Annotated in this window: 7 protein-coding genes; 5 read left to right on the top strand and 2 right to left on the bottom strand. The window is 38.8% G+C overall.

Annotation, left to right across the window (positions count from 1 at the left end; genetic code table 11):
• Positions 1 to 128: 128 nt before the first annotated feature.
• Both HC000_RS13970 and HC000_RS13965 read right to left on the bottom strand, forming a co-directional pair.
• Entirely contained in the window at positions 129 to 2,834 is a 2,706-nt protein-coding gene (locus HC000_RS13970; RefSeq protein ID WP_179807969.1) for a TonB-dependent receptor, read from the bottom strand.
• Positions 2,835 to 3,656: 822 nt separating this feature from the next.
• On the bottom strand, positions 3,657 to 4,079 hold the full coding sequence (locus tag HC000_RS13965; protein ID WP_179807971.1) for a hypothetical protein: 423 nt from the start codon (positions 4,077 to 4,079) through the stop codon (positions 3,657 to 3,659).
• 344 nt (positions 4,080 to 4,423) lie between these two features.
• On the opposite strand from HC000_RS13965, the gene ccoN reads away from it, so the two are divergent.
• The 5 genes from ccoN (at position 4,424) to HC000_RS13940 (ending at position 8,401) form a co-directional block, all read left to right on the top strand.
• A complete protein-coding gene (gene ccoN / locus HC000_RS13960; protein ID WP_179807968.1) occupies positions 4,424 to 5,857 on the top strand; it encodes a cytochrome-c oxidase, cbb3-type subunit I in 1,434 nt (477 codons plus the stop codon).
• Positions 5,858 to 5,869: 12 nt separating this feature from the next.
• Positions 5,870 to 6,544, top strand: coding sequence for a cytochrome-c oxidase, cbb3-type subunit II (gene ccoO / locus HC000_RS13955; RefSeq protein WP_011328518.1), 675 nt, complete (start codon positions 5,870 to 5,872; stop codon positions 6,542 to 6,544).
• A gap of 6 nt (positions 6,545 to 6,550) precedes the next feature.
• Positions 6,551 to 6,736: a cbb3-type cytochrome c oxidase subunit 3 gene (locus HC000_RS13950; protein ID WP_089368456.1), complete on the top strand. Its 186-nt coding sequence runs from the start codon at positions 6,551 to 6,553 to the stop codon at positions 6,734 to 6,736.
• A complete protein-coding gene (locus HC000_RS13945) occupies positions 6,733 to 7,767 on the top strand; it encodes a c-type cytochrome (protein WP_179807967.1) in 1,035 nt (344 codons plus the stop codon). Before HC000_RS13950 ends, HC000_RS13945 begins: the two co-directional genes overlap by 4 nt.
• 142 nt (positions 7,768 to 7,909) lie before the next feature.
• The gene (locus tag HC000_RS13940; RefSeq protein ID WP_179807966.1) at positions 7,910 to 8,401 is read left to right on the top strand and encodes a FixH family protein; all 492 of its coding nucleotides are present in this window, start codon (positions 7,910 to 7,912) and stop codon (positions 8,399 to 8,401) included.
• The last annotated feature ends 8 nt before the right edge of the window (positions 8,402 to 8,409 follow it).

The following is an 8,409-nucleotide window of genomic DNA, read 5'->3' as shown; positions in this document are numbered from 1 at the left end:
AATAGGCCACAACTTCTGTTGTAGCCTATTATGAAGCCTCTGAAAGATCGTTCAATTAGCTTAAACGATCTGCATTACTAGTAAAAACTAGGCCTTAATTGAAATACTACGACTTGGTTAATTGCAAATTAGAACTTAATGTTCATACCTGCAAATAAGCGACGGCCTAATGTATCAAATGTATACGGGTCAGTGTTTGAATCGTTGTTACCTGTGTAATAAGGAGGCTCTTTATCAAATAAGTTATTTACACCAGCTGAGAGTGTAATCGTGTCATTTACTAAATAATAGCCACTAATATCATGGTAAACAATTGACGGTGTTTCTGGCGCGAAACATACTTCGCTATCTATACAAGCAAAACTATCCATACCTGCAATGTAACGAGCTTCGTAGGTTGCACCCCAGTTGTCGCCTTTAGCCGCTAAATTAAAATTCGATTTAATATCGGCATAACTACCTGCACTGCCAGTAACAAAACCTGAGTAATCAACAACAGCACCGGTATCTACAACATACTCATCTAAATAAGTTGTATCTAAACCTGCTTTCCAGCTTAAGCCTAGGGCATCAAACGTATACCTTAAGTTTAAATCAACGCCCGATGTTTTCTCAGAGCCAATATTTCTTAATTGGTTATTAAAAACAATACGAGTCCCATCTAAATCGGCGTTTGTCTCGTTAGCACTACATAAAGTTGTATTGCCGCTATTAGCATTTCCGATACACTGATCAACTACAAACTGGTTATTGTAGGTAGAAATTGCGTTTTCAATTTCAATATCGTAGTAATCTACAGTCATTGAGAAACCTTCGAACCACTGTGGCTCGTACACAATACCAAAGGTAAGTGTGTCAGCTTCTTCCGGTGTTAAGTTTTTATTACCACCTACCGTTACTTCTGCTTGACTATCCGCACCTGGGAATTTCACTTGCTCGTATGATGGTGCATTACCAGAGTAAAGCTCATCTACTGTCGGTGCACGAAATGCAGTTGAACGTACACCACGGAACATTAGTTCATCATTAGCTTTCCAAGTAAAGCCAAGCTTCCAAGTTTCATCTGAACCAAAAGTACTGTAATCAAAAGCACGAATTGCTGCGCTTATTTCAACATATTCAGCAAATGGTGCATCTGCCAAAACCGGAATAGCGAACTCAACAAAGGCTTCATTTACATCAAAACCACCGCTAGTAGGATCAACTCGCGGATCATTACCTAAGCCTTGAGCTGAAATTGAATCTGGATTTGACCATGCTTTTTCTTGACGACGCTCAATACCTGCAGCAAATGCAGTATAGCCCGCTGGTAACTCAAACATCTCACCTGAAAGTGACGCTGCTAAAATAAATAACTGGCTACCACCACTATCTTGTTCTGTGTAGATATGTTTTTGTATTTTCGATACACCCCAAGCAGACTCATTTAATGGATTTAAACTTCCAGCTGCAACTTCAGCTGCAACTTCAGCTTTAATTGCAGAAACATTATGAAGGTTACTCATTTTGCTTACTGAATCATTACGACCAAAGTTTGCTGAAACATCCCATGAGTAATCATTTATAACACCTTCTGCGCCAACAACTACACGAACTGTATCAACTGTTTGTGACAAATCACGCGTACCGCTTTCACTCATACGACGACGATAATTAATCTCATCACCGTAGGCATAATTAGTTTTAGCTGTAACATAATTATCATTAGCATCTTTTACAAATGTATCATTTGCAACTTGGCGTTTATCATAGGTTTGACTTAATAAGCTATCGCCCATACTTTTTTCATAAGTAAAACCAAAATCAATTGGTTGTGGGGCTAGTTGTTGCTGTGACCAACGTTTAGTATAAGTAAACTCACTAAAAAAGCTTGTATCGTCACTCAACTCGTATGTACCTAGACCAGTAATATTTAATCGTTCCATAGGAGTATATAAATAACTTGTCTTTGCATAGTTATAAGCATCAGCTGCATCTGTAAAAGGGTGTAACTTCCCACCTAAACCACTTAGCCCATTATCGTTTGCAAAATTTTGCGGCTCAAGTTTGCCTTTATCATTAAGAATATCAACTTTATTCACATTATAAATGTGGCCACCTTCACTAAATGAAGATCCACCACAAAAAGGAACACCTTGTTTAGTTTCTAGTATTGGACAGTCAGAAAAGCCACGGTCACCTTGGCTTGCTTCACCGCGATCAGTATACTGAACACCGAAGACAATATTACCTTTATCAAAAGAAGTACCTAACGTGAAGTCAATAGAGTTCTCTGTTGCATCATGTTTAGATGTCATCGCAGAGTTAATATTGATATCCAGACCCTCAAAGTCATTTTTCAGGATGATGTTTACTACACCAGCAACCGCATCTGTACCATAAACAGCTGATGCACCATCTTTTAGTACCTCAATTTGTTTTATCATAGATACAGGAATGGTGTTTAAATCAACCGTAGAGGCAGCACCTGTACCTGAATTGATCATTCTACGACCGTTTACAAGCACCAAAGTACGTGGCGAACCTAAACCGCGTAAATCGATAGAAGCGCCACCACCAGAACCGTTATTAACGCCAGGGTTGGTCATTGCGCCGCCAGTAGCCGTCATTTGCTGAAGAACACTATCAACTGACGTAGCGCCAGATGCTCTGATTTCATCTGCACCTATAAGTGTTACTGGGCTAGCGGTTTCCATGTCAGATCGCTTAATACGAGAACCTGTTACTTGAATTTTTTCAATTGACTTTGCCGCTTCGTCAGCCGCTAAAACTTGCACACTTGAGAACATTGGAATAGCAGCGATAACCGCTAAGCCAAGAGTTGATTTTTTCATGGATGAACCCTACTTGTTGAAAATTTACCTAAATGGTAATGCTCACTTTTATAAGAATTGTGAGTCAGAAAACAGCAACTTAGGCGTGATTAACTGAACAAAAACTTAACGAATGGCTAATTAAAAACCAACCGAAAAACACAACACCCAAAAAAGGTACAAACGTTACACTATGTTTCCTTGTTAATTAATAAATACAATTCAAAATCAATACACTAAATGCATTGCGCTACATTAAAATCACAGGTGAAATCAAACTAATGGACTTTGTAATTAAATGTAATTAACTCAGCAATGTACCTTTAACCGGTAATTTAACAAGTTAATCACAGTAGGTTATTAAAACCGTAAAACTAGATGTTAATTGATAACTATATTTATGCGCTTTGAGTAATTAATTAGTCTGATTTAACGCATATATAGCTTTTAAAGGAGAGATTTTTTATTCAGCCAAGATTAAACAAGTAAACTATTCACCAATTTAATGAAGCAATGATTGCCTCAAACCTAGTAGTACACTTAATTAACCAAATACCATTGATGCATTTTTCGAAATTAAAAAGAGAAAGTAAAAATTACAAAAGGCAGGAGTGCTAAGTGCTAGCTAAAATGATGTGAGTGTACGAAGTACTCTTATTGTAGGCTTAATCTTCTTGCGCTAAAGCTAACCCTCTGTGGATTTAGCTTTTCTGCGCCAAGAAATAAAAAGTAACGCTTAACTTAAAGAGAGTAAGCACAACTAAACTGATCTCAACCAGAATGCTTATCTCCCTGCTGCAAATTAAGCGAGCTACTTAATAAGCAATATAAGCAATGGCATGTTTAGTAAGTAACGTAAAAATAATAATATACCGAGTTGCTTTGCTGCGATGCTTCATCTGTTACGTTAAGGATTAATTTCCACAGCATATTTTTTTCAGCGCAAATACCTACCATAGTTTCACTTTGCCAAGTGTTGCCATGGCGCTTAAATTGCTGAGGAATATACCCCATATACATAGTTACGCCTTCAAGTTTTGCATTCGTAATAACATGCCCTTTAGGTAACTCGGCAAATATAGAGAATGGTGTTTCGGGGGATAAATCACCATCGCTAAGCCATACTTTAACGCCGTTAGGAAAAGTACAGGGTAAACCGGCTTCGCAAGCAAGGTTTTTTAATTGTTGTGTATCGCTGCTCTTTGAATAATCACACGCAACTAAAAAAATTAGTAAAAAAAACAAATATACTCTATATATATACATATGGCGGGTACTCACAATCCAAAAAATAATGGCTGGCACTAATTTAATAGTCACAAGGTCAAATCACACTTTTATTACAAATAACGTACAATTCACCTCAAAAAGTAAACAGCAAGCTAGTAAAGTTTGATTGATGTCATAATATTATGCAATTGACCTATCTTTTTTAAGCCAAAAATTTTATCATTTCAACCGCAAAAAAATAAGGGTTTCTCGAGTCTGTTTTCTAAAATAATCTCATTTTTAATGTTTTAGATGGCAAGCTTGTGAAGTAATAGTAGGCCCCACTTTTTTTAGGTGGGTAATTCATTTCTAAACGCATTTATTGCAGCGGAAGCCAGAAAATGAGCCAGACAGTAGCATCACACACTGAGTACAACTATAAAGTTGTACGCCAATTCGCTATTATGACAGTGATTTGGGGCATCGTTGGCATGAGTATCGGGGTTCTGATTGCTGCCCAACTAGCTTGGCCAGCACTTAACTTTGATACACCATGGTTAACATACTCTCGACTTCGTCCGTTACACACGAACGCAGTTATTTTCGCATTTGGTACAAGTGCACTTTTTGCGACGTCTTATTACGTCGTTCAACGTACCTGTCAAACGCGCCTTCTTTCAGATAAATTAGCAGCCTTTACATTTTGGGGTTGGCAGCTTGTTATTGTGCTTGCTGTTATTACACTACCTTTGGGTATTACAAGTTCTAAAGAATATGCAGAACTTGAGTGGCCAATTGATATTTTAATAGCCGTTGTATGGGTAACTTATGCCGTAGTATTTATGGGCACAATCGCAAAGCGTAAAGTGTCTCATATTTATGTAGCTAACTGGTTCTATGCTGGCTTTATCATTACGGTTGCTGTACTTCATATTGTAAACAGTATGGCTGTACCTGTGTCGTTAACTAAATCGTATTCCATTTATGCTGGTGCAGTTGATGCAATGGTACAGTGGTGGTACGGACACAATGCTGTTGGCTTTTTATTAACAGCTGGCTTTTTAGGTATGATGTATTACTTTGTACCAAAACAAGCAGGCCGTCCGGTTTACTCTTACCGCTTATCAGTGGTTCACTTTTGGGCGCTTATTTCGCTTTATATTTGGGCAGGCCCTCACCACCTTCACTACACTGCGCTTCCTGATTGGACGCAAAGTTTAGGTATGGTTATGTCTATTATCTTATTCGTTCCATCTTGGGGTGGCATGATTAACGGTATTATGACGTTGTCTGGTGCATGGCATAAGCTTCGTACTGACCCTATTTTACGTTTCTTAGTTGTTTCATTATCTTTTTACGGTATGTCTACGTTTGAAGGCCCAATGATGGCAATTAAATCAGTAAACGCGCTTTCTCATTACACCGACTGGACTGTAGGACACGTTCACTCAGGTGCATTAGGTTGGGTTGCAATGATATCTATCGGCGCTATTTACCACCTAATCCCTGCGTTATTCTCGCAAGGTCGTATGTACAGCATTAAATTAATTAACACACATTTTTGGTTACACACTGTTGGTGTTGTTTTATACATAGTAGCAATGTGGATCTCAGGTGTAATGCAAGGTCTAATGTGGCGCGCAGTTAACTCTGATGGCACATTAATGTATAGCTTTGTACAGTCTTTAGAGGCGTCTCATCCTTTCTATGTTATACGCTTTTTAGGTGGTGTGTTCATCGTAGTAGGTATGCTAGTTATGGCTTATAACGTTTATCGTACAGTAGCAGCGAAGAACGATTCGCTGCAATTAGACGAACAAGCACAATTAGCATAACGGAGTGAGATAATGAGCAATAAAAATTCACAAAACAAACACGAAATAGTCGAAAAAAACATTGGCCTTATGGCTATCTTGACCGTTTTCGCAATTAGCTTTGGTGCATTAGTTGAAATTACTCCGCTAATGTTTCAAGACGATACAACTAAGCCAGTTGACGGACTACGTCCGTTAACGGCACTTGAAATGGAAGGCAGAGATCTATATGTACGTGAGGGTTGTTCAAACTGTCACTCACAAATGATCCGCCCTTTTCGTGACGAAGTTGAGCGTTATGGCCACTATTCGGTTGCCGGTGAATCTGTTTGGGATCACCCTTTCCTTTGGGGATCTAAGCGTACTGGCCCTGACCTAGCGCGTGTAGGCAAGCGTTATTCTGATGACTGGCATTATGCTCACTTAGTTGACCCACGTGCTGTGGTTCCTGAGTCGAACATGCCAGGCTTTCCTTGGTTAGCAGAGAATACGCTTGATACAAGCCTGACTCTGAATAAACTTAAAATTTTCCGTGATACATTTGGAATCGATAGCCGTACTGACCGTTACGATGGTTTAGGTTACGGTAGTGATGAAGAATTAATCGCCGATGTTGCTAAAGTTGATGCAATGAATGACGGTAAAGGTGCAACAGAAATGCAAGCCCTTATCGCTTATTTGCAACAACTTGGCACCCACTTGAAGTAACTAATTATGGATTATGGGACATACAGAGGCATTTTAACTCTGGTAATTTTAGTACTATTTATTGTGATTGTTGCTTGGGCATATAGCAAGCGTAGTAAAACACGTTTTAAAGACGCTGCTAATGTTATTTTCGAAGATGAAATAAAACACAACAATACGCTCTCTAACGAGGAAAAGGGGTCTGAGAAATGACTAGCTTTTGGAGTATTTGGGTTATTGTATTAACCCTATCATGTTTGTTCATTTTATTTGGTTTACTCGTGTGGAATTTAAAAAACTACACTGGTGTACCTGAAGGTGAAAGCTGCGGACATGAATATGATGGAATTGAAGAGCTAAATAACCCACTACCAAAGTGGTGGACTTACATGTTCTTTGCAACATTTATTTGGTCTGTTTATTACTTAGCAGCTTACCCAGGTTTAGGTAACTGGGAAGGATTAGGTAAGTGGACTAGTTCTAACCAAGGTATTACTTCTTTGGCTGAGTCTAAAGAAGCAGTAAAACTTGCTAAAGAAGAAGGTCGCTTTGTAAAACTTGATAAAGAGTACGAAGTTGCAGATGCACGTTTTGGCCCTATTTTTAATGAGTTGGCACAAATACCTGTAATAAAATTGGTTGAGTCTAAGTTTGAAGGTGACGCAGCACAGCAAGTTGCACTTGAAAATGGTGAAAAACATGCCGAAACACAAGGTCAGCTAGCAATTGAGATTGGCCAACGTCTTTTTGCACAAAACTGTTCTCAGTGTCATGGTTCTGATGCGCGTGGTGGTACTGGCTTTCCTAACCTAACTGATAATGATTGGTTATATGGCGGCACACCCGATAAAATTAAAGAAACATTACTTTACGGACGTATAGCTGCAATGCCACCTTGGGGTGCTGCATTAGGTGAGCAAGGCGTTAAAGAAATGACCGCTCATGTACTTAGCCTTTCAGGTCGTACTGTAAACCAAAAAGACGCTGCTGCCGGCGAAGCTAAGTGGGCTATGTGTGCTGCATGTCATGGTGCTGACGGTAAAGGCTCTGTTGCACACAACTTACCCTTTGGTGCACCTAACCTAACCGACAACGTTTGGTTATATGGTGGTTCTCAACGTGCTGTTGAAGAAACACTTAACCATGGTCGTGCCGGTGTAATGCCAGCGTGGAAAGATATTTTAGGTGAAGATAAAATACACCTACTAACGGCTTACGTTTACAGCTTATCTCAAGCTAAATAGTTACACCGTTAACGAATATTTAATCTTTTAAATTCAATAGATTAATCCAGATCAAAAAAGCCTCCACTCGGAGGCTTTTTTTTAGTCTTTTACAAATATTTATTATAGTATAGCCGCATCTTCATTTTATTTTAGAGTAACTATGCAACCTACTCCGTGGTATAAAAATTTTTGGCCTTGGTTTTTAATCTTTTTTCCCTCTGCTGCAATTATTGGCTGCATTAGCTTATTCTTTACCGCCATAGGCAATGGCCCTGATATGGTGGTAGATGACTACTATAAAAAAGGCAAAGCAATTAACTTAGAGCTTACTAAGTTTGATAAGGCAAAAGCTTTATACTTACATGGCGAGCTGAATGTTACCAGTGAGCGCGTTGGTTTTAAATTTACCAAAGGCGATACAAGCAACATACATGCATTAAAACTGTCGTTTTATCATCGTACAATTAAAGCGTATGACTTTGAAGCCACGCTAACGCCTAATGCTAATCAAGAATTTACCGCATTACTTGACGGGTTTACCGACGGTGCTTATTCGGTATTTATTGAGCCTATTGATGGTAGCTGGAAGCTAAAAGAAAACATTACCTTACCAACCACCCTTGCTGTTTTAGTTACGCCTAATTATAAGTAGTATTTAGT

The organism is Pseudoalteromonas sp. MIP2626, from assembly GCF_013414205.1.
In the GTDB taxonomy this organism is placed as follows: domain Bacteria; phylum Pseudomonadota; class Gammaproteobacteria; order Enterobacterales; family Alteromonadaceae; genus Pseudoalteromonas; species Pseudoalteromonas nigrifaciens.
Note: the sequence above shows the minus strand (reverse complement) of the source record. Positions and strands in the feature narration are given on the sequence as shown.

What these genes read in the sequence shown, in the direction of transcription:
- HC000_RS13970 (WP_179807969.1), bottom strand. Translation starts at nt 2,834, where the DNA reads ATGAAAAAATCAACTCTTGGCTTAGCGGTTATCGCTGCTATTCCAATG.
- HC000_RS13965 (WP_179807971.1), bottom strand. Translation starts at nt 4,079, where the DNA reads ATGTATATATATAGAGTATATTTGTTTTTTTTACTAATTTTTTTAGTT.
- ccoN (WP_179807968.1), top strand. Translation starts at nt 4,424, where the DNA reads ATGAGCCAGACAGTAGCATCACACACTGAGTACAACTATAAAGTTGTA.
- ccoO (WP_011328518.1), top strand. Translation starts at nt 5,870, where the DNA reads ATGAGCAATAAAAATTCACAAAACAAACACGAAATAGTCGAAAAAAAC.
- HC000_RS13950 (WP_089368456.1), top strand. Translation starts at nt 6,551, where the DNA reads ATGGATTATGGGACATACAGAGGCATTTTAACTCTGGTAATTTTAGTA.
- HC000_RS13945 (WP_179807967.1), top strand. Translation starts at nt 6,733, where the DNA reads ATGACTAGCTTTTGGAGTATTTGGGTTATTGTATTAACCCTATCATGT.
- HC000_RS13940 (WP_179807966.1), top strand. Translation starts at nt 7,910, where the DNA reads ATGCAACCTACTCCGTGGTATAAAAATTTTTGGCCTTGGTTTTTAATC.